The organism is Kordia algicida OT-1, from assembly GCF_000154725.1.
Classification (GTDB): Bacteria; Bacteroidota; Bacteroidia; order Flavobacteriales; family Flavobacteriaceae; genus Kordia; species Kordia algicida.
The window spans coordinates 4,519,752-4,544,643 of record NZ_DS544873.1 but is presented as its reverse complement, the minus strand read 5'-3'; the positions used below and the strand labels follow the sequence as shown (position 1 = coordinate 4,544,643).

Here is a 24,892-nt window from a genome sequence, read left to right as displayed (position 1 = left end):
TAAGAACTACAACGTTGTAGTTTTGATAACTTATTTTATTTCACTCTTTTCATTTCCCAATTCCACTCTCCATACTCACTTTTTGCCGAACCAACTATTAGATTGAAAGTTTTGATTTCACCATCATATTTTGAATATCCATCGTTAAATTCAAAGTGAATTAGTGTGCCAGATTGCTTCCAAAAGTCATTATTGGGAGTTTTGTCATTAGGATGTGTAGTCTTTATTTTTCCATTGTCGCTAAATGTGATTTCGTATGTTAAATCTTCATCGGAGTATTCCCAAGTAGAACCGAGTAATGATTGATTGAGTTTTGATATTTTTTTAGATGAGCCACAACCAATTAGTAATATTGTTGCGAATATGATTAGATAGATTTTTTTCATGAGTTGATCTTTATATGGTTATGCGCTTGCTTCTTTTATGAAAGATAGATTGTTTTTTGACGAAAGTCAGATATACAGTTTATTGCTTTTTGTTAGCTGTGTTGTATTTATCGATGAGTGAAAAGGTAAGATATTTGTAGAAATCATGTTTGAAATCTTTTGCTTCGAGTATTTTTAACATTTTATCGGTTAGTTCTGTGATTTTAGGATTATTCCCGGAAGTAGATAACGCAATAATTTGTCCAATTTTAGAATTTTCAAAATTTTTATCGGTTAAGATCCCATTCATACACGCAGCGTATTTTTTGATGTTTTCAGTTCCGCTAAGTGCTTTTATGACATAATCACTTACCCCAAAATTTGCCATTCTGCCATCAATTGCCATTCGTATGTTGTTGTGCAATGTTATGTAACTTTTGCCACTTGTATCTGGAAGTAATTCGGCACTGCGTAAACTTTGCTCTGCTTTTTTGAGTAAGGTTTTAAATTCAACACCATTGTCGTCAAATAGATTGCACATACATTCCATATACTTGGTTTCTAGTTTATAGTTGTCGTTTTGCGCAAAAACTGCCATAGTATTTCCTAATAACAGGATGCAAAGCAAGAATTTTAAAATATATTTCATGTATTTTTTCAGTTTGAAAATTGATTACGTGAATTGATTACATTTTGCATTCAAAATACAAAATTATAGATATAAAAAAAGCTTTTGAGAAGATTCAAAAGCTTTTTTCTGTATGCTTGTGTTGCCGTTAGAATGTCTGGAAGCGATTCTTGTTTCCGCCAACTTTGCTAATTTTATAAGTAAACCCTAACATGAAATAGCGTTGCAATACGGTACTTTGCGAATCTTGAATGTAATCGGCAGTAACCGTTCTACGCGTATTGATATTTTGATCGAGCAAATCGTAAGCCGTAAGTTTGATCGTTCCTTTTTCTTTGAGAATTTTCACACCCAAACTCATGTTCCAAAATAGCGAACTTCGTTCAAATCCGGGCGCAACGTTGGTTCGGTACGTATATCGTAAGTCGTTCCCAAAGACAATATTTTTTGGCCAAAATGTCGTCGTTTTTAAACCTACATTGTGACTTTGAAATGTTTCATTGTTTAAGTTATCTAAACTGTAGCGCGTGTTACTGAATGAAACTGAATAACGAGGCTCTATTTCTAATAATTCTCTGTAATTGTAAGTCATTCGTACACTTGGTGTTATTGCATTTCGTTTGGTGGAGAATTTTACACCGTTGGTAAAGTTAAATTCTTTGTTATAGTTTGAATATAAACCTACTCTAAAACGAAGTGAAGTGCTGTCTCGCTTAATGGTTTTACTGTATGAAACGCCTCCGCTTCCTCTAATAATTCCATCAACATTTGTATATGTTGTGGTTCTAATTCTGTTTTCGTCTGTAACGGATAATGGAACGATTTTATCATTTGTTAATCCTGCGGAAAGCCAAAAGAAGAATCCGCTTTTTGATTTGAAATCATAGTTGTTAAAGTTTGCATATACGTCATGCACAAATTCCCTGTTCAAGTTTGGATTACCAACTGTAATATTTAATGGATTACTTACGTTTGCTACAGGTTGTAACTGTTGAGCTTGTGGCGCTTGCGTACGTGTGTTATAGTTGAAATATACACTCATTCCTTGCTTGATGCGATAACGCATGTAACTATTAATGTTAACGTCTGAGAAGTTTGATTTGACAGAAGTGTTTTGAATGAATTCTTCATTTTTAAGTTCTGACAATAGCAATCCTGTCGTAACTCCTAAGTAGAGTTTTTCCGTTTCGTAATTAACGCCAATACTTGGCAAATGCGTTCGGAAGTTTACTTTTAAGTCTGAGCTTAAAGTTTCATTAAAATCGTCGTATTGATTGGTTGTGTTATCAAAATCAAAAACACGTCTGTCATTACGTTCACGTCTGTTGGTAAAGCGATATCCTAAGTCTATAAATAGTTTTTCTTTGACTGGAATTCGATATTCGATATCAGTAGAAATATTGTTTTGTCTAGATTCGGTATCTGTCAATTGATCTCGTGAAGTGCTAGAAGGTGTAGCTCCAAATATCTCATTGGTTGTGTTCAGAAAGTTTTCAGAGGTATTGTTGATGAAGTTTCCGTTGGTTCCAATACGCAAGTATGCTCCTTTGCTTCCAAACTTTTTAATGATACTGATGTCACTTGTAAAATTGCGACGTTCCGAATCGGTGCTGTTTTGCGAGTTACCTCGGTTTAATAGTGTGTCATCTTCGTCTAAAGATTCTTCATTTCGAGAAGAAAAGCTTTCTCCTTCTGTAAATTGAAAGTTTGGCGCTACAATAATTTTGAAGGTAGAATCGATTTCAAATTGTAGTTCAGCACTTGCTCTGTGATTCTGGTTTGTACTTAAAAATCTGCTTGAGGAGTTGGTAAAGAAATTTCCATCTGGTAAAATGTTTTCACGTTCTACTCTACTGTCATTTTCCGAATCAACACCAGAATAAAAGTAATCCGCTAGAATTTCTGTTTTGTTTTCATATTCGTCTACAAAACTTGCGCCTGCGTTTGTAGATGTTCGAATTCCTTGTCCGCCACCAAAATTTTGACCGTTTATAGAAAAAGCTCCGTTTCCATTCCAAGAAACACTTCCTGCATTTCCCATCATATCGTAAATTTCGTCAAAACTAAATCCGGAAGTATTGATGTTATTTCGTCCTGCCAATACACTGACTCGCTGTTTGTCATTAAAATAGTTTCCTATTCCACTCATCGCATAGCGATCATCGGTTCCTCCACTTACGGTGGCTCGCCCAAAGAAACCTTTGTTTTGATCTTCTTTGAGTTCAATATTGATAGTTTGCGCTTCCGAAGTTCCTTTTTTTCCTGTGAATTCTTCCGATTCACTTTTGGTCGTTGTCACCTGAATTTTGTCTACGATTTCCTTTGTTAAGTTTTTCGTAGCAATATTTGGATCGTTTCCAAAAAATGGTTTTCCATTTACCAAAATTTTGTTGACTTCTTTTCCGTTTACCTTTATTTTTCCATCACTATCAACCTCAACACCTGGCAACTTTTTGATTAAGTCTTCTACCGTTGCATCTGGTCGTGCTTTAAAAGAATCTGCATTGAATTCTAAGGTATCTTTTTTCACTGTGATTGGCGCGCGAATTGCTGTAATTTGAACCGCATCGAGTTCGTCCGTAGCCAATTCCATCTCAATGGTTGGCATGGTAATGACAGATTTATCAATTTTAAGTTTTTGTTGATAGCTTTTAAATCCGTTGAACGTAACAAATAGGTTTACTTCTTTTAGTTTGGTGCGTCCTGCTAGTTCAAAACCTCCATCTTTGTCACTAATTGTGTAAGTAATTAAGGTTGAATCCTTGAGCGTTTGTACGTATACTGTTGCAGATTCTAGTGGTGTTTTGTCAATTTTGTCTACAATTTTTCCTTTGACTTCAAATTCTTGTGCAAATAGTGAAGAAGTAAATACACTGATAAAAAGTATCAGTAAGGTAATAAGTGGTTTATTCATTTTTGTTTTTAATTGCTGATGATCGGTTTCGTCACACAAACAAACAGAAAAAATGTTCATTTATTATTAAAATAATCTTAAAAACCTGTTTTTATTTCTTAAAATAGAAGAACGCTTTAGATTTGAAAACGAATTTTAGAGTGTTTGTAAGTAATTTAGCTTACTTCATATGCCCGCTGTATTGGCCATTTATCATTACATTCTTTTTTCCATTGTTCATTTTCTAGTTCTTCATCTGTTGCCAAGCAAGCATTGAGGTCAGCTATAATTTGCTCTTGTTCCATATCTTGCCCAATGAAAACTAATTCATTTTTTCGATCTCCAAATGTGATGTCCCAATCTGCCTCAATTTGTTGTTGATTTTCAATAAAAGACACATATTGAATACGTTTTTCAAAAGGCATACTACTCCACCAAACTCCAGCACTATCTGTTTTTAAAGAACCGCCAGCTTGTCCCCAAATTAATGCTTGTCCAGGTCTTGATGTGAGCCAAAATAGTCCTTTACTACGAATAATATTGTACGGAAATTTTTGTTGTATGTATGTTAAAAATCGATCTGAGTTAAAAGGTTTTTTAGACCTGTATACGAATGAAGTTATGCCGTATTCTTCCGTTTCTGGTGTGTGTTCTTCTTTATTGAGTTCTTCTATCCAACCTGCGCTTTGCTCAGCTTCTTCAAAGTTGAAAAGTCCTGTATTGAGAATTTCTTCTGGTTCAATTTTACTGTAAGACGATTCAAGAATACGCGCTGATGGATTTAGTTTGTGAATTGCAGCTTTTAAAACGCCTAAATGATCTACAGATACCAAGTCTGTTTTGTTTAGGATAATGACATTAGCAAATTCAATTTGATCTGTTAATAAATTTACAATGGTTCTGTAATCACCTTCAATATTGGTTAAGTCACGATCTAGTAAAGTTTCTGGGCTTCCAAAATCCTTGAAAAAGTTAAATGCATCAACTACAGTAACCATTGTATCAACATAGCTAAAACGCGATAGATCGATTCCATTATTTTCATCTACAAAAGAAAAAGTTTGTGCCACAGGAATTGGTTCACTAATGCCCGTACTTTCTATTAATAAATAGTCAAATCGGTCTTCTTTAGCGAGTCGTTCTACTTCCTCCATTAAGTCTTCTCGCAAGGTACAGCAGATACAACCATTGCTCATTTCTACTAATTTTTCTTCTGTACGAGAAAGTATGTTTTCGTTTTTAACTAATTCAGCATCTACATTTACTTCACTCATGTCATTTACAATCACGGCAACTTTTAAACCTTGTTTGTTGTGCAAAATATGATTGAGTAGTGTTGTTTTTCCCGCTCCTAGAAATCCGCTTAAAACTGTAACTGGTAATTTTTTTGAAATCTGCATCGTAGTATCCTAAAATTGTTTCGTATTTGTTTTGACAGCAAATTTAAAGGAAAAATATTAAAGCAACACAGTTGCATTAGTGGTTATTTTTAGAATACTGTATAAAAAAAGTGCTCTTATAGTAATATATACTAGCGAGCACTTTTTGCAATGTATGTAGATTGGTTATTTACTTATTCATTTTCATAGATAGAAACTGTTCCGCTGTCTTCATATGAAATAATTAATAGTGCGTTTCCTGTTGGACTGTCTGCTGCGCTTACAGCTACGATTCCTTCTGGAGCATAATCTGTTCCGCGTTGTAAGATTTGTAGAAATTGTGGTGCTGTCGGATTTGTAATGTCATAAACCATTACTTGACTGTTTCTTTCCAATCCAACAAAAAGAATGTAACGCTGATTGGCAATGTTTAAAACTTCTACCATTTCTGGTTCTGCACCTTTGTCGTCACTTCTTTTGTCGGTTTCGTTATCTTCCCAATCCCAATTGAAACGATCTGGAGTTTCTGATAATACACGTGTTGCAATTTCATTTCCGCTATCATACACAAGATTTCCATCGCCTGACCAAATACTGAACGAACGCGCTCCGTAGTTGTAAAGTTTGTCATAATCGCCATCGTTGTCTGTATCGCCCAAGTCTAACGCAACTTTTAGTCGACCAATGTTTTCATCGTCTTGATAGTTTTCAGAAGCTGGAAAAGCTGTTGCGTCTAGAGTTAAGTCTTTTACACGATCTTCTCCAACATATCCTGGCGTTCCTTCGTATTCTCTTGAATCTCCTTCGTTTGCAGAAATTACATATTCAGTTCCGTTGATGTTTACTGATGTTATTGCATCTGGTTGATAGATTCCATAAACAGGCCAATTTTTCAATTCATTTACATTGTCTTTGTCACTTGCATCAATTGAATTTCCAGCAATGTTGTAATCTTTGAAACCTAATGGATAAATAGCTTCAATTGTTTTTGTCAGTAAGTTTATTTTGGCTATTCCGTTATTTTCTTGAAGCGAAACCCATGCATATTGTGAATCTTCAGAAATGGTAATATATTCTGGCTCCACATCAGCAGCTAAGTCTGCATTTGGTCCAAATACTCTGAATCCTTGACTTTCTAAGGTTGCTTCTTGCGAATTGAACGCTGAGAAATCTAAAGTTGTTACATTGTTATTAGCCACATCAATGATGCTTACTGTTCCATCAGGGTCAATGGTATAATCATCATTTGGCTCACCTTCATTTGCTGATAGTATAAAGTTTCCATCTTTTGTAAACGTAACCATATCTGGTAATGAACCAACCGTGTATTCGTTTGCTAATGAATTATCAGAAGTATTGTACACATATATTTTCCCTGCGGCTTGTTTGTTTGATGCTTCAACGGCAACGGCAAGTTTTCCGTTGTTAACAGCCACGCTGTTTGGCGTTCCAAAAGCACTTACGTCTATTGGAGTTTCCATGATTGGCCCGTCAATGTCTGAAATATTGTAGATCGAAATTTGATCTAATTCTGTGTTTACCGTAAATAGTTTGTTTGAGATAGGGTCAAAAGCAGAGATTTCTGCGGAACCTGCACCGCCCACATTGATGGTTGTTTTAAATTGAAAGTTTACCGAAGTGTCAACTGGAGTTGTTGGATTTTGATTGTCATCATCATTTTTACAACTGTATAACAGAATAAATGCTGCTACAAGTAATAATGATTGTTTTAGGGTTTTCATTGTGTTGATTGTTTATTTCAACAAAAATGACCCTGATATTTTATTTGAATGTTATTGAAGTATGATTGAATTGTGTCGTTTTTGAAAAGAAATTGTTATGAGTTTTCATTTTTTTAACACAGCCATAAAGATAGCTTCTCGTTTGCTTTTTATGTTATTTGTAAGTGTTTTTAGTTTTACATAAGATGCTATTGCAGGAAAATCTTTAAAATTATAATCTAACCAAGAAAGTCCTTTTGTGTATTGGTCACGAACTGTTGCTTCTACAGTTTTAACTTCAGGAAATAGTTGTATTAATACACGAATGTTGTTTTCAAAGGCATCCAGTTTTGCTGTGAATTCTGTAGCAATTTTGGTTGGTTCGCCATTTTCTTTGAAAAAAAGTGTATTGTTTTCTTTTATTCTATCAGATTCTCCAAGATCATGCGCTTCAATTCCGCCAGGAAATAGTTGTTCTTGTAGCTGTTTTATGTTTGCTAATGCATCTTCCGTAAGAATGTTGAACTTTTCTAATTCTTGAGATTGCGCGATGTTTTGAGATTTTAGTGTTGCTGTGATCGAATCTGTATTGATTTTCGCAGTTTCTTCCGAATTGATTTTCTCAAATTCATTTTCTATCGTTGTAAAATCATCCGCAATAGGATTATTTCTAACATCTACAATAAGAAACATCATTCCGATAAGCACTAGACTGATGATAAAGAATGTGATGATAATACCTTTTGGATTCATGCTATTTTTTACGGAAATAGACTTGTACAGGAACTCCGTTAAAGTCAAATTGTTCGCGAAGTTTGTTTTCTATAAATCGTTTGTACGGATCGCGCACATATTGTGGCAAGTTGGCAAAGAATGCAAATTGCGGATATGGTGTTGGCAACTGCGTACAGAATTTTATTTTGACATATTTTCCTTTGTGCGCAGGCGGCGGCGTACGTTCTATGATTGGTAACATGGTATCATTCAGTTTGCTTGTTGGTACTCTGTTTGAACGATTTTTGTATACTTGTACCGCAGTTTCAATCGCTTTGAAAATACGTTGTTTTGTCAATACGGATATAAAAACGATTGGCACGTCTGTAAAAGGTTCGATTTGCTGGCGAATGTGCTTTTCAAATTCTTTTACCGTAGAAGTATCTTTTTCTACTAAATCCCATTTGTTTACAAGAATCACAATTCCTTTGTGATTTTTTTCAGCCAACCAAAAGATATTTTGCACTTGCGAGTCAAATCCTCTAGTTGCATCTACAACCAATAAACATACATCACTGTGTTCAATAGCACGAATGGAACGCATTACCGAGTAAAATTCGAGGTCTTCTTTTACTTTGGCTTTTCGGCGAATTCCGGCAGTATCTACCAAGTTGAATTCAAATCCGAAACGGTTGTATTTTGTATCAATCGCATCACGCGTAGTTCCTGCAATGTCTGTTACAATGTAACGATCTTCCCCAATTAAAGCGTTTATTAGAGACGATTTTCCTGCGTTTGGTCTTCCCACAACGGCAAAACGCGGCAAGTTTTCTTCTTCAGTTTCTTCTACATCTGGCAACGCTTCAACCAAAGCGTCTAACATTTCTCCTGTTCCGCTTCCGTTGATACTTGCAATTGGATAGTATTCTCCCAAACCTAACGAGTAGAATTCGGTAGCATCGTGCAAGCGATTGGCAGCATCAACTTTGTTTACGACTAATAAGACAGGTTTGTTTACGCGACGAAGCAAGTTTGCCACTTCTTCGTCCATTCCAGTTACACCAGATTCTACATCTACTACAAAAAGAATCGCATCTGCTTCATCGATTGCCAATTCTACTTGTTTGTCAATTTCCTGTTCAAAAATATCATCGCTTCCTACGACATATCCACCTGTATCGATGAGTGAAAATTCTTTTCCATTCCAATCAGATTTCCCGTAATGTCTATCTCTTGTCACGCCACTTACTGAATCAACAATCGCTTCTCTACGTTTAATCATACGATTAAATAAAGTCGATTTTCCAACATTTGGACGTCCTACGATGGCTACTATATTACTCATTTCGTTCTTTTTGTGCCTGCAAAGGTACGTTTTCTGTTGATGCGTAAAAAGTAAATTGAAGTAAGTTTTTTGTGTTTTATACTTAAAGTAAGTCTTTTTATTAATTTTTTTTGATTTTTATATGATTATGGATCGTGTTCTGTATGATATTTATCAGTTTATAATTTGAAAGAATCCTCTATTTTGGAATCATTAAATTGACTATCATGAGTTTAGGAGAAGAAATTGTATTACGACCGCGCTTTCAGATTGAGATTCCGCAACCGAGTGAAGTGGTATTGAAACGCTTGGAAGCTAGTAAAAATACACAAGATGATTTTGTGATTTCACGTATTGACAATCATGTGTTTATTCGTATTCCTAAAGACAAACAACATTTTTGGTCGCCGCAGTTACATGTTGAAGTTGATGAAATAGACAAACAGCATTGTTTGTTATATGGTTTGTTTGGTCCGAGTCCAACCGTATGGACATTTTTTATGTTTTTGCACTTTTTGGTAGCTTGTTTGTTTATTGGATTTGGCGTTTGGGCATATACGAATGCTTCTTTAGATACTTCGTATGCTATTCAAGTGGCACTGATGTTTTTCATGGTAATTATTTGGGTAGTTTTGTATGTTGCGGGTCGCTGGGGAAAAGCTACAGGAAAACCTGAAATGATTCAGTTGCGCAATTTTTTGTATTTAACAGCTAAACTGTAGTTTTTAAAATATCGGATAAAATCGACAACTTTATAGCGTAAATGTGGTAAACCATAATTTTACTCGAATAATGTACTGTATTTTCGAATAGAAAAATTAGTATGAATTATAAATTATTAAAAATAGGATATGTTTCGCTGGGAATTATCGTTTTGATTTCTTCTATAGTAGGATTTATATTTTTTGACAAAATCCTACAAAAAATTTCTATAAACACACTCATTGTGATTTCTGCGTGTTTGTGTTTTCCTATGTTTATTTTGAAAATTCTCCATGAACAAAATATCCACCGACCAAAAGAGATAAGATAATTGGCGTAGTTGTTTTTATTCTGACAATGATCTTAATTTTTACCGTATAGTTTTAAGGGAAGCAATCATATTTAGTAATAAATTATTGGCGACTATTTGTTGTTGTAACCAAAACGCTTAAGTTGCTTCGCATTACTTCGCCAATTTTTATTGACTTTTACATATAATTCAATGTGAATTTGTTTCCCAAAAAACTTCTCTAAGTCTTTTCGCGCTTGAATTCCTACCGTTTTTAATGCATTTCCTTTGTGACCAATAATAATTCCTTTTTGCGTTTCACGCTCAACCATGATGACTGAACGAATTCGGATGATATTTTCTTCTTCAAAAAATTCTTCCGTTTCTACTTCAACCGCATACGGAATTTCTTTTTTGTAGTTCATTAAGATTTTCTCGCGAATGGTCTCGTTGACAAAGAAACGTTCTGGTTTGTCTGTCAATTGATCTTTTGGATAGAACGCTGGAGATTCAGGTAATAATTCAATAATTCTTGAAAATACTTGTGGCACATTAAAATTTTCTAAAGCAGAAATAGGATAGATTTCAGCAGTTGGCACTTTTTCTTTCCACAACTCCATTTGTTCTTCCAATTGTTCTTGTGAAGATTTGTCAATTTTATTCAGTAATAAAATCACAGGAATTTTACTGTTGATGATTTTTTTGAAAAATGCTTCGTCTTTTAAGCTTTTTTCACCAATTTCTACCATATAAATTAATACATCGGCATCTTCAAAAGCAGATTTTACAAAATCCATCATAGACGATTGCAATTCGTACGCAGGCTTGATGATTCCTGGCGTATCGGAAAGAATCATCTGAAAATCCTCTCCGTTTACAATTCCTAATATTCTGTGACGTGTCGTTTGTGCTTTCGAAGTAATGATGGAAAGTTTTTCGCCAACAAAGGCATTCATCAAAGTTGATTTTCCAACGTTTGGGTTTCCGATAATGTTAACAAATCCTGCTTTGTGTGCCATAAAAAATGTAAGTCGTCATGTGAATTGGTTTTATGAAAATTTCCATAAAAGCGATCACTTTAATAGATATAAAGTGCAAAAGTACACATATTTCTGTATAAAACTGGACTTATTCTACATTCAATCTACAAAACACATGTTGTACAACATCCTATTCTCTCTATACTTTTTATAAGACTGATTGTTATATTATTAAAAAATATAGTTAAACTTTTAGTTTTTGATAGTATTACTATTATATTTGTAATAAGCCATATGGAATATTTACAAATACATATTGTCATTAGCGAGGAGCTGTATACGAAAAATCCCGAGTCTTCTGAATTGGGAAAAAAGATCGTATCACGCAGTATTGAAATGATTGATGAATTGGGTTTTGAAGCGTTTACGTTTAAAAAATTAGGAAAATCTATTGGTTCTAACGAAAGCTCTATTTACCGTTATTTTGAAAGCAAACACATGCTTTTGGTGTATTTGTTATGTTGGTATTGGAGTTGGATTGAATATAAGTTAGTTTTTGCGACAACCAATATTCAATCAAAAGAAGAAAAACTCTCGGCTGCTGTTGATATTTTGACACGAAAGGTTGATGTTGACAATTCATTTTCATACATTGACGAAGTAATTCTAAACCGAATTATCATTGCAGAATCATCAAAAGCATATCATACAAAAGATATTGATACGGAAAATGAAAAAGGATATTATACAGTTTACAAACGTGTTGTACAACGCGTAAGTAATATGGTTACGGAGCTTAATCCTGATTTCGAATTTCCGCACATGCTTGTTTCTACAGTGATTGAAGGCGCGCATCAACAACGCTATTTTTCAGAACATTTACCATCTTTAACCAACGTAAAAAAAGGAAAAGATACTATTGTAAAGTTTTATACGGACTTAGTTTTTAAGGTAATTAAATAAATGGTAGGCAAACAACGACATATTACCCAACTGTTAAAACAACTTCCTTTTTTGTTGGTACTTTGTGCATTGCTAGCACAGCCTATTGTAAAAACATATTCACTTCTTTCTGCTGATACTTCGTATGAATTTGTTGATTACGATGTTGAAGACGACACAGAGGAAGAAGCAGAAGATACTTTGGAAGAAGACGAAAAAGTAACACCGTATTCTATTAATTTTTTATTTGCAGAAACAGACATTGCTTTGTATAATGCTCACTTTTATGTACAAAAATCGTGTATTCCATATAATACAGAAATATTTATTCCGCCACCAGAATTGGTGTAACAATACCTTGAATTTTTCTCTACAACATTCTCACAAATTTAGTTACCTAGAGATCAATTCACTAATCATATAATCAAAATAAAATTTAGCTAACTTAAAGAATTGAAACAAGCAAATTTGTCCTTGTGTTTTAGTTCAAAAACATTTACTTACTATCATGAATAGTTCAAACCCATTCAAAAATTTAAAAGCGGATTTCCCCGCTAGTATTGTCGTTTTCTTCGTTGCACTTCCACTCTGTTTAGGAATTGCACTTGCCAGTGGTGCTCCACCGCTCGCTGGTATCATTGCGGGTATCATTGGTGGTATCGTTGTAGGTGCCGTGAGTGGTTCACAAGTTGGTGTGAGTGGTCCTGCAGCAGGACTTGCCGTCATTGTATTTGCAGCAATCGCATCATTTGGCGGTATTGAAAATGGCTATGAAAAATTCTTAGTCGCTGTCGTAATTGGTGGTGTGATCCAAATTATTTTTGGTGTTCTAAAATTTGGAATTATTGGATATTTTTTCCCTTCTTCTGTAATTAAAGGAATGCTTACAGGAATTGGAATCATCATTATTTTAAAGCAAATTCCTCACTTTTTTGGCTATGATGCCGATCCAGAAGGAGATTTTGCATTTTTTCAAGTTGATGGAGAAAATACATTCTCAGAGATTTTAAATACTGTAAATTACATTAGTCCTGGAGCAACTATTATTGCTATTATAGGATTAGCAATTTTAATTTTATGGAATGCTGTTTTATCTAAAAAAGGAAAAATATTTCAATTAATTCAAGGTCCGTTGGTTGCTGTAGTTTTAGGAATCATATACTTTTTAGTCACTAAAGGAGACGAAACATTTGGAATTTCTCCAGAACACTTAGTTTCCGTACCTGTTCCTGACAATTTTGACGCCTTTTTAGGACAATTCAGCTTTCCAGATTTTTCCACCATTGGAGATAAAGATGTATGGATTACAGGAGCTGTAATTGCTGTAGTAGCAAGTTTGGAAACACTTCTTTGTGTGGAAGCAACAGATAAGTTAGATCCACAAAAGCGTGTAACACCAACCAACCGAGAATTATTAGCACAAGGAACAGGAAATGTACTTTCTGGTTTAATTGGTGGATTGCCAATTACACAAGTAATCGTACGTAGTTCTGCAAACATTCAATCTGGTGGAAAAACAAAAATGTCTGCTATCATTCACGGTTTCTTCTTATTGATTGCTGTAGTTGCAATTCCTACGATTATCAACATGATTCCTTTATCTGTATTGGCTTCTGTTCTTCTGATTGTTGGATATAAATTGGCAAAACCTACGTTATTCAAAACAATGTATGAATCAGGCTGGAAACAATTTGTTCCGTTTATGGTAACGATTTTAGGAATCGTTTTTATCGACCTTTTATGGGGAATCGGACTCGGATTGGCTGTTGGTATCATCGTAATATTAATTAAAAGTTTCCAAAACTCTCACTTTTTACACATTGAAGATGTTAGTGACGGAAAAAATAAAATTAAGATGACTCTCGCAGAAGAAGTAACTTTCTTTAACAAAGGAGCTATCTTAAAAGAATTAGACAGGCTGCCAGAAAATACATACTTAGAATTAGACGTACGCAAAACACGTTTCTTAGACAATGATATTATTGAAATTTTAGAAGATTTTTCAGAAAAAGCACGCAACAGAAATATTGATATCAAATTGATCTCAGAACGTGGCATCGTGGAAAATCCTCCAAGTTTTATAGAGTTTTTTAAACTAAGACCAAAAACTACTTAGACACTGTAATCACAAAATTTAATAGCAAAGAAGCGATTCAAAAAAGTAACATGCCGATTGTAATCGCATATAACAAATCATCAATTCAACTATAATAGTACAAATTAATATATTTATGAAAGCACATACTAAAGAAACACAGGCAACTCTAACCCCTGAAAAAGCACTTCAGTTTTTAAAAGAAGGAAATGAAAGGTTTCAACAAAACTTAAAAGCAAACAGAAATCTTTTAGAACAAGTAAACGATACTAGAAATGGTCAATTTCCCTTCGCAACTATTTTAAGTTGTATTGATTCTAGAGTTTCTGCTGAGTTGGTTTTCGATCAAGGACTAGGCGACATTTTTAGCGTTCGTATCGCTGGAAACTTTGTCAATGTAGACATTTTAGGAAGTATGGAATTTGCATGTAAACTAGCAGGAACAAAATTAATAGTTGTACTTGGGCATACTTCATGCGGTGCTATTAAAGGCGCTTGCGATCATGCAAGACTTGGAAACCTAACTGCTTTAATCAACAAAATTGAACCTGCTGTTGAAGCTGTAAAAGAACCAACTGACGAAAACTTACGCAACTCTAAAAACATTGATTTTGTAAATAATGTTGCCGTAAAAAATGTAGAAATGACTATCGAAAACATTCGTAAGCAAAGTCCAGTATTGGCAGAATTAGAAAATGATGGAGACATCAAAATTGTTGGTGGAATGTACGACATCAACAATGGGAAAGTAACATTTCTATAAGAATGAAACATCACATCATTAAAAAACTTATTGTTTTGATGTTGTTTCTTGTTCCACTGATGAGTTGGAGTCAAGACGAAACAGGAAATTGGTTGATGTATTTCGGAACGAATAAAATCAGTGAAAAATTTAGTATTCACTCAGAAGTTCAATTTCGAAACCACACGATCATTCCAAACAATACAGAACAATGGTTATTACGAACTGGACTAAATTATCACTTTACCAAAAATGCTTTCGCCACAGCAGGATATGCTTATATTGGAAGTTTTGTGTACGAAAGTGAACGTGACAGTCCAGAAACGGAAGAACATCGTATTTGGCAACAATTAATTACGAATAACTATCTTGGTCGTGTAAAATTTGAACATCGTTACAGAGCCGAACAACGTTGGGTTGAAGACGATTTTAAAACGCGTTTTCGTTACCGATTGATGCTTTTTATTCCTGTAAACAAACCAAAAATGGAAACAGGCGCGTTTTTCTTCGGAGTGTATAATGAAATCTTTATCAATGGTGAAGAAGAATTGTTTGATAGAAACCGTTTGTATGGCGGCATTGGCTATCAACTGAACAAAAACGTAAACTTACAAACAGGAATGTTATACCAACGCTTGCGAACTACGGGAAAAGGATATTTACAATTTGCCGTTGTTTTCAACACAGATTTGCGTAAAAAACAAAAAGAAATACAAGATTAAATTCTTTATCCTGTAAAACATAAAAAAGCCAGAAAGCCTACACTAGATTTCCTGGCTTTTCTAGTTTCAAAAAACTAGCAATAACCTCTTTTAAGTCGTATCTTTACAAGGCTATAAAAAAAGAAAAATTATGTTCGGATTATTTAAAAAGAAATCAGAAAAAGAAAAACTCTACGAGAAGTATAACAAGCTTACGCAAGAAGCGTTTAACTTATCCACTTCCAACAGGAAACTAAGCGATCAGAAAACGGCAGAAGCAGAAGCAATTATGAAAAAAATTGAGGCTTTGTAGATATCTGTAACCTTTGTTACTGTTGATTGCACCAAAAAACAATAATTTTACCTTCTATTTAGTTTTATTACTTTTAAATATCACAATCATTGAAGTCCAAAAACGCAATCCATGATTCAAGAACTCAAAGACAATTACGATCATCTTTTTGAAGATGATTTACTCAACGAAATTGCCCAAGTAGGAACTTTTAAAGAAATTCCCGCAGGCTTTACCATGATGTCTATTGGCGATTATGTCCGTGGAATGCCTCTTTTAATTTCTGGAGCCATCAAAGTGATGCGTGAAGACAAAGAAGGCGACGAATTACTGTTATATTATCTGGAAAGTGGTGAAACTTGCTCAATGACGATGAATTGTTGTGTCGGACAAACCAAAAGCGAAATCAAAGCCGTTGCCGAACAAGACACCAAACTTATCATGGTTCCTGTTCAAAAAATGGAAGAATGGACTGCGAAGTATAAAACTTGGAGAAATTTTGTGTTTGAAAGTTACCACACACGACTCAACGAAGTATTGCATATTCTAGACAGCGTTGCATTTGAAAAGATGGATCAGCGATTACTCAATTACCTCAAGGAGAAAATTCGTATAAACAAAACAAATACAATTCACAACACACATCAAGAAATTGCTTACGACTTACACAGCTCTAGAGTTGTCATATCAAGACTTTTAAAAAAATTAGAACAAATGGGGCGCATAGAATTGCATAGAAATCATATTAAAATCATAAATTTAGCCTGAATATGTAACTTAAGTTACTGCGAGATCATTGCATGCGCTGTACATTGCACTGACAAACATTAAAAACAATTATGGAAATACTTGGCTATGTTAGTGCCTTGATTATTGGAATTTCACTAGGTCTTATTGGCGGTGGCGGCTCTATACTTGCTGTTCCCGTACTCGCATATCTATTTTCAGTAAACGAAAAAGTTGCTACTGCATATTCGCTATTTATCGTCGGAACGAGCGCTTTAGTTGGCGGACTTAAACAGCACTTAAAAGGTTTTGTCGACTGGCGTACCGCAATCGTTTTCGGAATTCCTGCCATCATCGGAGTTTCGCTCGTTCGTTACTATGTAGTTCCCGCATTGCCAGACGTATTATTTACTATTGGAAATTTCGAATTTACGCGCAGAATGGGCATGTTTGGACTTTTTGCCATATTGATGTTTCCAGCGGCACTATCTATGCTCAAAGAACGTAAAGAAAAAATAAGCTCTGGAGAAGTATCGTATAACTATCCTTTGATTCTGATTGAAGGTTTGGTCGTCGGAGCCATTACTGGAATGATTGGCGCAGGCGGTGGATTCTTAATCATTCCTGCATTGGTATTATTGGCAAATGTAGAAATGAAAGTCGCAGTTGGAACTTCACTCATTATCATTGCGTTTAAATCGTTATTAGGCTTCCTTTTGGGAGATGCTCTCACTATGGAAATTGATTGGGAATTCCTGACAATATTTACCGCTATTTCTCTAGTTGGTATTTTCATCGGAAGCTACTTAGGAAACTTTGTCGACGGAAAAAAACTCAAAAAAGGTTTTGGCTATTTCATCTTTGTCATGGCAATCTTTATCTTCTATATGGAGTTTTTTGTAAACCAATAAATCACATTCAAAAAAATAACACTTTGTAACACAAGTTACTGTATACATAATTCTATCTTCTTAATTTTATATCATCTTAAAATTAGTACTTATGAAAATAGAACAAATATATACAGGTTGCCTTGCACAAGGCGCATATTACATAGAAAGTAATGGCGAAGTTGCTATCATTGATCCATTACGTGAAGTACAACCGTATGTGGACAAAGCACAACAACAAAACGCACAAATTAAATATATTTTTGAAACGCATTTCCATGCAGATTTCGTCAGTGGACATGTGACGCTTTCTAAAAAAACAGGCGCACCAATTATTTATGGACCAAATGCCCAACCTTCGTTTGAAGCTACCATTGCCAAAGACAATGAGGAATTTTGCTTAGGAAACATTACCATTATTGCCTTGCATACGCCAGGTCATACTATGGAAAGTACTTCGTATTTATTACGTGATGAAAACGGAAAAGATCATGCGTTATTTAGTGGCGACACATTGTTTTTAGGCGATGTTGGAAGACCAGATTTAGCTCAAAAAACTGGTGAAATTACAGTAGAAGATTTAGCAAGTCATTTATATGATAGTTTACGCAACAAAATTATGCCTTTAGCAGATGATGTGATTGTATATCCTGCACATGGTGCTGGTTCGGCTTGTGGTAAAAACATGATGAAAGAAACGGTTGATACACTCGGAAACCAAAAGAAGGTAAATTACGCGTTGCGCGCCGATATGACGAGAGCTGAATTTATCAAAGAAGTTACGGATGGTTTGTTGCCGCCACCAAGTTATTTTCCAGAAAATGTGAAACTCAATAAAGAAGGATATGACGATGTTTCGGAAATCATCAAACGTGGTGCAACAGCTTATTTACCTACAGAATTTGAAGTGATTGCCAACGAAACAAATGCAGTTGTATTAGACGTACGTCATCAAAATGAATTTGTGCAGGGACACATTCCGCGATCTATATTTATAGGTTTGGACGGAAGTTTTGCACCTTGGGTTGGCGCGCTGATTGCCGATATTGAACAACCCATTTTATTAGTAACGCCCGAAGGTCGTGAAGAAGAAACCATCACGCGATTATCAAGAGTTGGTTTCGATAATACAATTGGTTACTTAAAAGGCGGATTTGACGCATGGAAAAAAGCTTCCAAAGAATATGACACCATTAGTTCTATTACAACGGAAACATTCAAAAATACATTTACTCAAGAACTTCCCGTTTATGATGTAAGACGTGAAAACGAATTTAAATCTGAACATGTTTTAAAAGCAAAAAATACACCGTTGGATTATCTTAACAATCATTTAGCCGAATTTCCAAAAGATGATACATTTTATGTGCATTGTGCTGGCGGATATCGAAGCGTGATTGCAGCTTCCATCTTAAAAAGCAGAGGAATTCACAACCTCATCAATGTAGAAGGTGGTTTTAAAGCGATTAAAGAAACAGATATTCCAGTATCGGAATTTGTGTGCCCAACGAGTTTATAAATATATAAATCGAGCGCAATTGTAAATGAAGATGTTTTAAAGTTTGGTACGATAAAAAACCGATCAATTGTGCTCGATATTATTTATTAAAAAACAACTTTGTAACCAAAGTTACTGTATATCAACAATTAACGAGTTACATTTGTTAAATTAACGTCAGTTCGATATAAATCGTTCAATTTATATTTACAGTGATTTTAGAAATAATTCTGCTATATAATTCATTTTTAGTGTTTTATTTTCGTTTTCTTTGCTTACCCAAAGAAAAGAAACAAAAGAAAGGGAACTTTTCCAGAGGTATTTTTAGTTTTTCTTTTATGGAAAAACTAAAACCGCATGAGTTTTTCTAAATTTTCTCCAAGGTTTCGAAAATTTTTAACGAAAAACTCCTGCTATACTTCGGAAAAGAAAAGTTTCAAACTAAAATTCTTACGTCGAACTCACGTTAAATTAAAAATCCCCTAAATCTCAAAACATGTCTTTTTTAAATTCTCTATTCGGTGATAAATCAAAACTTTCTGATGAAATTGAAATTTTAGATGTTGCAACATTTAAAGAAGCAATTTCTAAGAAAGATGTACAGTTGGTAGATGTCCGCACAAAATTTGAATATACATCTGGACATATTGAAAAAGCAATAAATATCGATTTTTTTGATCGTGCTAATTTCAACGAAAATTTCGCTAGTTTCGATCGTGAAAAACCAATCTACTTATATTGTCGCTCAGGAAATAGAAGTCAGCGAGCAGCCAAAAAATTAGTAGCTAATGGTTTTCAAAAAATCTATGATTTAAAAGGCGGTTATAAAGCTTGGAAGTAGTTTTATTTCGTCAACACCAAAGTAGTCATACTTCGTAAGTCACTCACAATAGTACTTTTTACATGTTCTGATAACGACAATTGATGCGTTGTCAACATTTCTTGCAACAAGTTTCTTGTGAGCAGAAAACGTTCCGATGCATCGGGTAAAAAATACACACCGTTTTGTAAATGCGTAGTTTTTCCTTCCATACCAATATCCGAAGTCATTCGTACAAACAAACTTCCTCCTTTTTTCAGTACGCGTACCAATTCGGCAAACATTTTTTTAAAATGTGCTTCACTTTTTGCAAAATGTAATACCGCATTACATAAAATATGATCGAAAGTCTCGTCTGCAAAAGGATTTTTTTCTAGTGCAGCAACTTTAAAATTTTCCGCTAGTTTTGGATATTTTTCTTGAAGGTTTTTGATGTGTTCTTCATTGGAATCAATTGCAAAAAAAGTAACATCACTTTCGTGGAAATAGTGCAAATTTCGTCCGCTTCCGCAACCTGCATCCAAGATCAAATCATTTTTTTGATAACGTCCTTTTAAAATTTGATCGATCAAATAAATGTCTGCATTTCCTAGAATTTCTGTTAATAATTGCTGCTTCATTCCTCTAAAATAAAAAAACAGATACACATTTGGCTACTTTGTAACTAAAGTTACTTTGTACTTACTATAATTTTCTTTTTTTTGTTAAAAATTATTTGTGAATGAGTTGGATTTATGAACCTTGGCCTTGGTATGTTTCAGGCGTGATGATTGCTTTGATTCTATTCTTACTAATTATGGTAGGAAAGAATTTTGGAATGTCTGGAAATTTACGCACTATTTGCAGCATTTGTGGTGCAGGAAATAAAGCTCGTTTTTTTCAGTTTGACTGGAAAGCACAACGCTGGAATTTGATTGTCGTTCTTGGAGCCATTATTGGCGGATTTATCGCGCATCAATTTTTAACAGTAGAAACTTCAGTTGCCTTGAATCCAAATACTGTTGCCGATTTGCAATCTTTAGGATTTGAAAATGCAGGAGAAACCTATTTGCCTGAAAAATTATTTTCTACCGCAGTTTTTACAGATTTTAAAAATATATTATTACTAATTGTTGGCGGATTTTTTATTGGTTTTGGCGCACGTTATGCTGGCGGATGTACTTCCGGACATGCCATTTCTGGATTGAGTAATTTACAGTTGCCTTCACTAATTGCCGTGATCGGATTTTTTATTGGCGGACTAATTATGATTCACTTAATTTTCCCTTTACTTTTTTAAATTATGAGAACACTTGCTTATTTATTGATCGGAATTGTATTTGGAATTACCATGTTTAAGTCGGAAGCTGCTTCTTGGTATCGTATTTATGAAATGTTCAAATTTGAATCCTTTCATATGTACGGAATTATTGGTGTTTCGGTGGTTTTGGGAATGATTATGATTCAAGTTATCAAACGATTTCAAATAAAGTCATTTTATGGTGAAAAGATATCATTTCCACCAAAACAAAAGAGTTTTGCACGTTATGCTTTTGGCGGAATTTTATTTGGATTCGGTTGGGCATTAGCAGGCGCATGTCCTGGACCAATGTTTACACTTCTTGGTGCAGGTTTCTTCCCAATCATTATTGTGATTCTGGCTTCGTTACTAGGAACTTTTGTATATGGTTTGCTGAAAGACAAGTTGCCGCATTAGGGTTTTCATCTCGATAGCTTTGCTAGGTATCTTCAATTAAAATATATTTTAATTTCGATAATGCTCGATGTGATAGGTTTTGGTTCGCTTCGCTTTGGGTTGTTCCCTAAATTATATTGTTGTTTCTTTGTTTTCACTCACAACTTATAAAAAAATAACACTATGAAACCAGAAATTAAATACGTTGAGCTGAAAAGTGACAGTAACGGTAATGGTTCGGCGTGGATTGGGTTGGTTTCTTTTTCAAAAAGTGGAAAGACAATTTACTTCAATAATAAAGCGTATCGAAGTTTGAACGGAAGTGGAATTTCAGGAAATTATATGGACGTAGAAACTGGTGACGAATATTGGATTTCTAGTCCGAAGAAAAATTTAAAAGACAGACATTATACTGGTGGCGGAATTATTTTTGTAGAAAGACGAATTTTAGCTGATTATTTGAGAATAATTAATCGAACGGAACTTCCAAAAAAAAGATATGTATTGGTAGATGTTGATACTACGATTCCGAAAGAACGCATCAATCAGTTAGAAAATGAAATATTTGAAACTTCTGAATTCGACGCAGATCTTCATTATAAAAAACCCAACGAACTTTCTACGAAGGAACTGGAATTTTTGATTGCCGAATTGATCGAAAGTGAAGAAAATGCGATGCACAATAAAGGTAGAAGAACTATAAAAAGGAAACGTATTGTACTTGAAACTGAATTGGAAAAACGATTGCTGTAGCGTTGGTGTTATTTTGTTTCTTGTTTCTTGTTGATTTGTGACTTCTCAATACTCAACACCAATGACTCAATACTCTTTTAAATAAGCTTCTGCGACTTCGCTTTTTGTACAGCTTCCATCTTGTTATGGACTTGTAATTTTCGGTAAATATTTTCCACATGTTTGCGAATGGTTCCTGAAGAAATAAAGAGATTTTCTGCAATTTCGTTATAGTTTAATCCTTTGCTTAATTGCAATAAAACGTCCGTTTCGCGTTTGGTGAGTTTTACTTTTTCAATGGCTTCATCTTCGGTAATTGTCAACGGATTTCGAAGTAATTTTAATGTTTTTAATGCTATACTTGGCGACATTGGAGCACCATCATTTATAACTTCTAGAATAGATTTGTGAATGTTTTCCGCATTAATTTCTTTCAACAAATAACCATCAGCGCCTGCTTGAATTGCTCTAAAGATATTTTCTTCATCATCAAAAACAGTCAACATGATAATTTTGATTTGCGGATATTTTTCTTTGATAATTTCCGTTGCTTTAATTCCGTCCATTTCTGGCATTTGGATGTCCATCAAAATTACATCTATATTGTGATTTGCTTCTAGTTTCCCAACCATTTCTGCGCCGTTTGCCGCTTTGAATTTGAATACAAAATCGTCAAAGAAAGATAGTTTTTCGATCACAGCTTTTGCTAAAAAATGATTGTCTTCCGCGATGGCGATTTTTAGTTTCATGGTTTTTTGGTTTTGTTGTTATTTCTACGTTTTGTTTCAAAGTCTAAACTCATAAACTTATAAACTTATCAACTCATGAACTTCATTTTTTTGTTTTTTTTTTCGAAGTTTCAAAATATACTTAGAAACTACTCAATACTCAGTACTCAATACTCAATACTCAGTACTAACATCTAAATACTATTTCAAATCAAACATGATATTTCACAATAATTTCGGTTCCTTCTGATGGTGTTGAATTGATGTCTATATGCGCATTGATTTCGTCCATTCGTTTTTGCATATTATACAATCCGTTGCCAAGTTGTACCGCTTCTTTTTCAAAACCAATTCCGTCATCTTTGATATGTATGACAAGTTGATCGCTCACTTCTGAAAAATGTATCGTAACAGTGTTTGCATTTGCGTATTTCAACGAGTTATTTATTGCTTCTTGAATGACTCTAAATAAATGCATTCCTTCAATTGCCGTAAATTGAATGGTTGTTTCTACTTCATTGTTGAACTTAAATTTTATGTGTTGCTTTGCCACTTTTGCTTTTTCAATAAACGCCAATGTTCTGCTTTGTAAATCGGTCAGTGAAATTTCATCTTTGTTCATTGCCCAAATGGTATCACGCAATTGGTCAATGGTTGACATGGTAAATTCACTGATATAACTGAGCTTGTCTTTAAATGCATCCGAAGAATCTTTGGAAGCGTATTTCAGGTTGTCAATTGATGAAATGATAAACGATAATTGTGCGCCAATGTTGTCATGCAAATCACGTGAAATTCGCAAACGCTGTTCTTGCAATTTATTTTGTGTTTCTATTTCTTTTAGCGCAACTTTTAGTTTGTTTTCCTTTACCAATTGCCTATTTTTTAATTTCTGCTGATTGTAAAATAGATATCCTAGCACGCAGAATAGTAATGCCAACGCCAATGCGCCATAAAATTGGTATTGCCGTTCTTGTAGCTTTAATCCTTTTTCTGCAATTTCTGTACGTTGTTCTAAGATTTGGCGTTCTTTATCAGCAGTTTTGTATTTTACTTCCATTTCTGAAATTCCATCGGCAAAGCGTTTGTCATAACTTACTACTGCTAAATCAAAGATGGAATCGCCCATTAAACTTGCCGCTTTGTAATCTTTTTTACTTGTGTATAGAATCTTTTTTTCAAGGTAAGCGTATAGCAAAGAAGGATTGTCTGCTGCCATATCATAGGTTTTTATGGCTTCATTTAACATTTTTTCAGCTTTGTCATACTGTTTATTTTCCGTAAGTATGTGTGCTTTTTTTATCAGAGCAAATCCTTTTTGCCCTAAGTTTTTATCTTTTCGAGCGTAATAAATTGCACTGTCTAGATATTGGAGTGCCGTTTCTCGTTCTGCAAGTTGATTGTAACTTTCCGCTAGGAGACTAAAGTTAGAAGCAACTCTTGTATAGTTTTGATTTTTTTTGTTGATTTTAATCGTTTTTTCAAAGATGCCAATTGCATTATTAAGTAGCGAATCGTTTCGAGGATGCATCCCATTTTCTACATCGACCGCACCATAATTTGCCAAAGCTCTTGTAGACATATCTTCTCCTACATATTGCTTGTTTTTATAGACTTCCATCATTAGCTTTTGTGCTTTATCACGACGACTTGCATAGTAATAACAAATACCAATTTTGAAGCGTGCGCGATAGTAGTTGGAATAGTCTTCTTGAAGTTTGAAAAACTCTGCTGCTTTTAACAAAATCTTCATCGCTTCGTCAGATTTTGTCTTGCGCGTTAATACTGATCCTCGAATTAAGTCTGCTCTGTAGTTGTATGATGAATCATTGATCTTTGGAAGTAATTTATCTAGTTTTTCTAAATATAATTCTGTTGAATCTAATTTTCTTTTGTCGTTAAAATATTCACTTTTTTTCTCGTATTTTTCGAATAGTTCTATCGCTTCCGCAGATGATACATTGGTATTTTGTGCCATCAGAAATGCTGTGTATAGCAAGAAGTATATGAGTATGTTTTTTTTCATCTTCATAAAGATAGAAAATGTTTTGGTTGA

Annotated in this window: 25 protein-coding genes; 14 read left to right on the top strand and 11 right to left on the bottom strand. The window is 34.3% G+C overall.

Features of this window, described 5'->3' with window-relative positions; all coding sequences use genetic code 11:
- Nucleotides 1-35: 35 nt before the first annotated feature.
- From KAOT1_RS19440 to der, 7 genes are all read right to left on the bottom strand, one after another.
- Nucleotides 36-386, bottom strand: coding sequence for a hypothetical protein (locus KAOT1_RS19440; RefSeq protein ID WP_007096612.1), 351 nt, complete (start codon nucleotides 384-386; stop codon nucleotides 36-38).
- A gap of 79 nt (nucleotides 387-465) precedes the next feature.
- Entirely contained in the window at nucleotides 466-1,014 is a 549-nt protein-coding gene (locus tag KAOT1_RS19435; protein ID WP_007096611.1) for a hypothetical protein, read from the bottom strand.
- A gap of 127 nt (nucleotides 1,015-1,141) precedes the next feature.
- Entirely contained in the window at nucleotides 1,142-3,907 is a 2,766-nt protein-coding gene (locus tag KAOT1_RS19430) for an outer membrane beta-barrel protein (RefSeq protein ID WP_040560179.1), read from the bottom strand.
- A gap of 155 nt (nucleotides 3,908-4,062) precedes the next feature.
- The gene (locus tag KAOT1_RS19425; RefSeq protein WP_007096609.1) at nucleotides 4,063-5,286 is read right to left on the bottom strand and encodes a GTP-binding protein; all 1,224 of its coding nucleotides are present in this window, start codon (nucleotides 5,284-5,286) and stop codon (nucleotides 4,063-4,065) included.
- Between the two features lie 173 nt (nucleotides 5,287-5,459).
- Entirely contained in the window at nucleotides 5,460-7,007 is a 1,548-nt protein-coding gene (locus tag KAOT1_RS19420; RefSeq protein WP_007096608.1) for a choice-of-anchor I family protein, read from the bottom strand.
- Between the two features lie 105 nt (nucleotides 7,008-7,112).
- Entirely contained in the window at nucleotides 7,113-7,739 is a 627-nt protein-coding gene (locus KAOT1_RS19415; RefSeq protein ID WP_007096607.1) for a hypothetical protein, read from the bottom strand.
- A gap of 1 nt (nucleotide 7,740) precedes the next feature.
- Nucleotides 7,741-9,045: a ribosome biogenesis GTPase Der gene (gene der, locus KAOT1_RS19410; protein ID WP_007096606.1), complete on the bottom strand. Its 1,305-nt coding sequence runs from the start codon at nucleotides 9,043-9,045 to the stop codon at nucleotides 7,741-7,743.
- A 206-nt stretch (nucleotides 9,046-9,251) separates the two neighbouring features.
- Between der and KAOT1_RS19405 the strand changes: the two genes are divergently transcribed.
- Nucleotides 9,252-9,746 (top strand): hypothetical protein, encoded by a 495-nt coding sequence (locus KAOT1_RS19405; RefSeq protein WP_007096605.1) that lies wholly within the window; start codon nucleotides 9,252-9,254, stop codon nucleotides 9,744-9,746.
- A gap of 403 nt (nucleotides 9,747-10,149) precedes the next feature.
- Here KAOT1_RS19405 and era read toward each other — a convergent pair whose 3' ends face one another.
- Nucleotides 10,150-11,034 (bottom strand): GTPase Era, encoded by an 885-nt coding sequence (era, locus tag KAOT1_RS19400; protein WP_007096604.1) that lies wholly within the window; start codon nucleotides 11,032-11,034, stop codon nucleotides 10,150-10,152.
- 324 nt (nucleotides 11,035-11,358) lie between these two features.
- On the opposite strand from era, the gene KAOT1_RS19395 reads away from it, so the two are divergent.
- From KAOT1_RS19395 to KAOT1_RS19350, 10 genes are all read left to right on the top strand, one after another.
- Nucleotides 11,359-11,958 (top strand): TetR/AcrR family transcriptional regulator, encoded by a 600-nt coding sequence (locus KAOT1_RS19395; RefSeq protein ID WP_238528716.1) that lies wholly within the window; start codon nucleotides 11,359-11,361, stop codon nucleotides 11,956-11,958.
- The gene (locus KAOT1_RS19390) at nucleotides 11,959-12,288 is read left to right on the top strand and encodes a hypothetical protein (RefSeq protein WP_007096602.1); all 330 of its coding nucleotides are present in this window, start codon (nucleotides 11,959-11,961) and stop codon (nucleotides 12,286-12,288) included.
- A 157-nt stretch (nucleotides 12,289-12,445) separates the two neighbouring features.
- Nucleotides 12,446-14,053 carry a SulP family inorganic anion transporter gene (locus KAOT1_RS19385; RefSeq protein ID WP_007096601.1) on the top strand — a complete coding sequence of 536 codons (1,608 nt, stop codon included), beginning with the start codon at nucleotides 12,446-12,448 and terminating at the stop codon, nucleotides 14,051-14,053.
- 115 nt (nucleotides 14,054-14,168) lie between these two features.
- Nucleotides 14,169-14,795 (top strand): carbonic anhydrase family protein, encoded by a 627-nt coding sequence (locus tag KAOT1_RS19380; RefSeq protein WP_007096600.1) that lies wholly within the window; start codon nucleotides 14,169-14,171, stop codon nucleotides 14,793-14,795.
- A gap of 2 nt (nucleotides 14,796-14,797) precedes the next feature.
- Nucleotides 14,798-15,496 (top strand): DUF2490 domain-containing protein, encoded by a 699-nt coding sequence (locus KAOT1_RS19375; RefSeq protein WP_040559718.1) that lies wholly within the window; start codon nucleotides 14,798-14,800, stop codon nucleotides 15,494-15,496.
- Nucleotides 15,497-15,626: 130 nt separating this feature from the next.
- Nucleotides 15,627-15,788 carry a Lacal_2735 family protein gene (locus KAOT1_RS23105; protein WP_007096598.1) on the top strand — a complete coding sequence of 54 codons (162 nt, stop codon included), beginning with the start codon at nucleotides 15,627-15,629 and terminating at the stop codon, nucleotides 15,786-15,788.
- Nucleotides 15,789-15,899: 111 nt separating this feature from the next.
- On the top strand, nucleotides 15,900-16,535 hold the full coding sequence (locus tag KAOT1_RS19365) for a Crp/Fnr family transcriptional regulator (RefSeq protein ID WP_007096597.1): 636 nt from the start codon (nucleotides 15,900-15,902) through the stop codon (nucleotides 16,533-16,535).
- Between the two features lie 71 nt (nucleotides 16,536-16,606).
- On the top strand, nucleotides 16,607-17,404 hold the full coding sequence (locus KAOT1_RS19360; protein ID WP_007096596.1) for a sulfite exporter TauE/SafE family protein: 798 nt from the start codon (nucleotides 16,607-16,609) through the stop codon (nucleotides 17,402-17,404).
- A 91-nt stretch (nucleotides 17,405-17,495) separates the two neighbouring features.
- Nucleotides 17,496-18,902: an MBL fold metallo-hydrolase gene (locus tag KAOT1_RS19355; protein ID WP_007096595.1), complete on the top strand. Its 1,407-nt coding sequence runs from the start codon at nucleotides 17,496-17,498 to the stop codon at nucleotides 18,900-18,902.
- Nucleotides 18,903-19,377: 475 nt separating this feature from the next.
- The gene (locus KAOT1_RS19350) at nucleotides 19,378-19,722 is read left to right on the top strand and encodes a rhodanese-like domain-containing protein (RefSeq protein WP_007096594.1); all 345 of its coding nucleotides are present in this window, start codon (nucleotides 19,378-19,380) and stop codon (nucleotides 19,720-19,722) included.
- 2 nt (nucleotides 19,723-19,724) lie between these two features.
- Here KAOT1_RS19350 and KAOT1_RS19345 read toward each other — a convergent pair whose 3' ends face one another.
- Complete coding sequence (locus KAOT1_RS19345) at nucleotides 19,725-20,321, bottom strand: class I SAM-dependent methyltransferase (RefSeq protein ID WP_040559716.1); 597 nt, start codon at nucleotides 20,319-20,321, stop codon at nucleotides 19,725-19,727.
- Nucleotides 20,322-20,422: 101 nt separating this feature from the next.
- Here KAOT1_RS19345 and KAOT1_RS19340 point away from each other — a divergent pair, with 101 nt between their 5' ends.
- The 3 genes from KAOT1_RS19340 (at nucleotide 20,423) to KAOT1_RS19330 (ending at nucleotide 22,129) form a co-directional block, all read left to right on the top strand.
- Nucleotides 20,423-20,980, top strand: coding sequence for a YeeE/YedE family protein (locus KAOT1_RS19340; protein ID WP_007096592.1), 558 nt, complete (start codon nucleotides 20,423-20,425; stop codon nucleotides 20,978-20,980).
- A 3-nt stretch (nucleotides 20,981-20,983) separates the two neighbouring features.
- The gene (locus tag KAOT1_RS19335) at nucleotides 20,984-21,397 is read left to right on the top strand and encodes a DUF6691 family protein (protein ID WP_007096591.1); all 414 of its coding nucleotides are present in this window, start codon (nucleotides 20,984-20,986) and stop codon (nucleotides 21,395-21,397) included.
- Nucleotides 21,398-21,559: 162 nt separating this feature from the next.
- A complete protein-coding gene (locus tag KAOT1_RS19330) occupies nucleotides 21,560-22,129 on the top strand; it encodes a hypothetical protein (protein WP_007096590.1) in 570 nt (189 codons plus the stop codon).
- Between the two features lie 77 nt (nucleotides 22,130-22,206).
- Here the strand turns inward: KAOT1_RS19330 and KAOT1_RS19325 are convergent, their stop codons facing one another.
- The gene (locus KAOT1_RS19325) at nucleotides 22,207-22,857 is read right to left on the bottom strand and encodes a response regulator transcription factor (RefSeq protein ID WP_007096589.1); all 651 of its coding nucleotides are present in this window, start codon (nucleotides 22,855-22,857) and stop codon (nucleotides 22,207-22,209) included.
- A gap of 190 nt (nucleotides 22,858-23,047) precedes the next feature.
- Nucleotides 23,048-24,862 carry a tetratricopeptide repeat-containing sensor histidine kinase gene (locus KAOT1_RS19320; protein ID WP_007096588.1) on the bottom strand — a complete coding sequence of 605 codons (1,815 nt, stop codon included), beginning with the start codon at nucleotides 24,860-24,862 and terminating at the stop codon, nucleotides 23,048-23,050.
- Nucleotides 24,863-24,892: the final 30 nt, after the last annotated feature.

What these genes read in the sequence shown, in the direction of transcription:
- KAOT1_RS19440 (WP_007096612.1), bottom strand. Translation starts at nt 386, where the DNA reads ATGAAAAAAATCTATCTAATCATATTCGCAACAATATTACTAATTGGT.
- KAOT1_RS19435 (WP_007096611.1), bottom strand. Translation starts at nt 1,014, where the DNA reads ATGAAATATATTTTAAAATTCTTGCTTTGCATCCTGTTATTAGGAAAT.
- KAOT1_RS19430 (WP_040560179.1), bottom strand. Translation starts at nt 3,907, where the DNA reads ATGAATAAACCACTTATTACCTTACTGATACTTTTTATCAGTGTATTT.
- KAOT1_RS19425 (WP_007096609.1), bottom strand. Translation starts at nt 5,286, where the DNA reads ATGCAGATTTCAAAAAAATTACCAGTTACAGTTTTAAGCGGATTTCTA.
- KAOT1_RS19420 (WP_007096608.1), bottom strand. Translation starts at nt 7,007, where the DNA reads ATGAAAACCCTAAAACAATCATTATTACTTGTAGCAGCATTTATTCTG.
- KAOT1_RS19415 (WP_007096607.1), bottom strand. Translation starts at nt 7,739, where the DNA reads ATGAATCCAAAAGGTATTATCATCACATTCTTTATCATCAGTCTAGTG.
- der (WP_007096606.1), bottom strand. Translation starts at nt 9,045, where the DNA reads ATGAGTAATATAGTAGCCATCGTAGGACGTCCAAATGTTGGAAAATCG.
- KAOT1_RS19405 (WP_007096605.1), top strand. Translation starts at nt 9,252, where the DNA reads ATGAGTTTAGGAGAAGAAATTGTATTACGACCGCGCTTTCAGATTGAG.
- era (WP_007096604.1), bottom strand. Translation starts at nt 11,034, where the DNA reads ATGGCACACAAAGCAGGATTTGTTAACATTATCGGAAACCCAAACGTT.
- KAOT1_RS19390 (WP_007096602.1), top strand. Translation starts at nt 11,959, where the DNA reads ATGGTAGGCAAACAACGACATATTACCCAACTGTTAAAACAACTTCCT.
- KAOT1_RS19385 (WP_007096601.1), top strand. Translation starts at nt 12,446, where the DNA reads ATGAATAGTTCAAACCCATTCAAAAATTTAAAAGCGGATTTCCCCGCT.
- KAOT1_RS19380 (WP_007096600.1), top strand. Translation starts at nt 14,169, where the DNA reads ATGAAAGCACATACTAAAGAAACACAGGCAACTCTAACCCCTGAAAAA.
- KAOT1_RS19375 (WP_040559718.1), top strand. Translation starts at nt 14,798, where the DNA reads ATGAAACATCACATCATTAAAAAACTTATTGTTTTGATGTTGTTTCTT.
- KAOT1_RS23105 (WP_007096598.1), top strand. Translation starts at nt 15,627, where the DNA reads ATGTTCGGATTATTTAAAAAGAAATCAGAAAAAGAAAAACTCTACGAG.
- KAOT1_RS19365 (WP_007096597.1), top strand. Translation starts at nt 15,900, where the DNA reads ATGATTCAAGAACTCAAAGACAATTACGATCATCTTTTTGAAGATGAT.
- KAOT1_RS19360 (WP_007096596.1), top strand. Translation starts at nt 16,607, where the DNA reads ATGGAAATACTTGGCTATGTTAGTGCCTTGATTATTGGAATTTCACTA.
- KAOT1_RS19355 (WP_007096595.1), top strand. Translation starts at nt 17,496, where the DNA reads ATGAAAATAGAACAAATATATACAGGTTGCCTTGCACAAGGCGCATAT.
- KAOT1_RS19350 (WP_007096594.1), top strand. Translation starts at nt 19,378, where the DNA reads ATGTCTTTTTTAAATTCTCTATTCGGTGATAAATCAAAACTTTCTGAT.
- KAOT1_RS19345 (WP_040559716.1), bottom strand. Translation starts at nt 20,321, where the DNA reads ATGAAGCAGCAATTATTAACAGAAATTCTAGGAAATGCAGACATTTAT.
- KAOT1_RS19340 (WP_007096592.1), top strand. Translation starts at nt 20,423, where the DNA reads ATGAGTTGGATTTATGAACCTTGGCCTTGGTATGTTTCAGGCGTGATG.
- KAOT1_RS19335 (WP_007096591.1), top strand. Translation starts at nt 20,984, where the DNA reads ATGAGAACACTTGCTTATTTATTGATCGGAATTGTATTTGGAATTACC.
- KAOT1_RS19330 (WP_007096590.1), top strand. Translation starts at nt 21,560, where the DNA reads ATGAAACCAGAAATTAAATACGTTGAGCTGAAAAGTGACAGTAACGGT.
- KAOT1_RS19325 (WP_007096589.1), bottom strand. Translation starts at nt 22,857, where the DNA reads ATGAAACTAAAAATCGCCATCGCGGAAGACAATCATTTTTTAGCAAAA.
- KAOT1_RS19320 (WP_007096588.1), bottom strand. Translation starts at nt 24,862, where the DNA reads ATGAAAAAAAACATACTCATATACTTCTTGCTATACACAGCATTTCTG.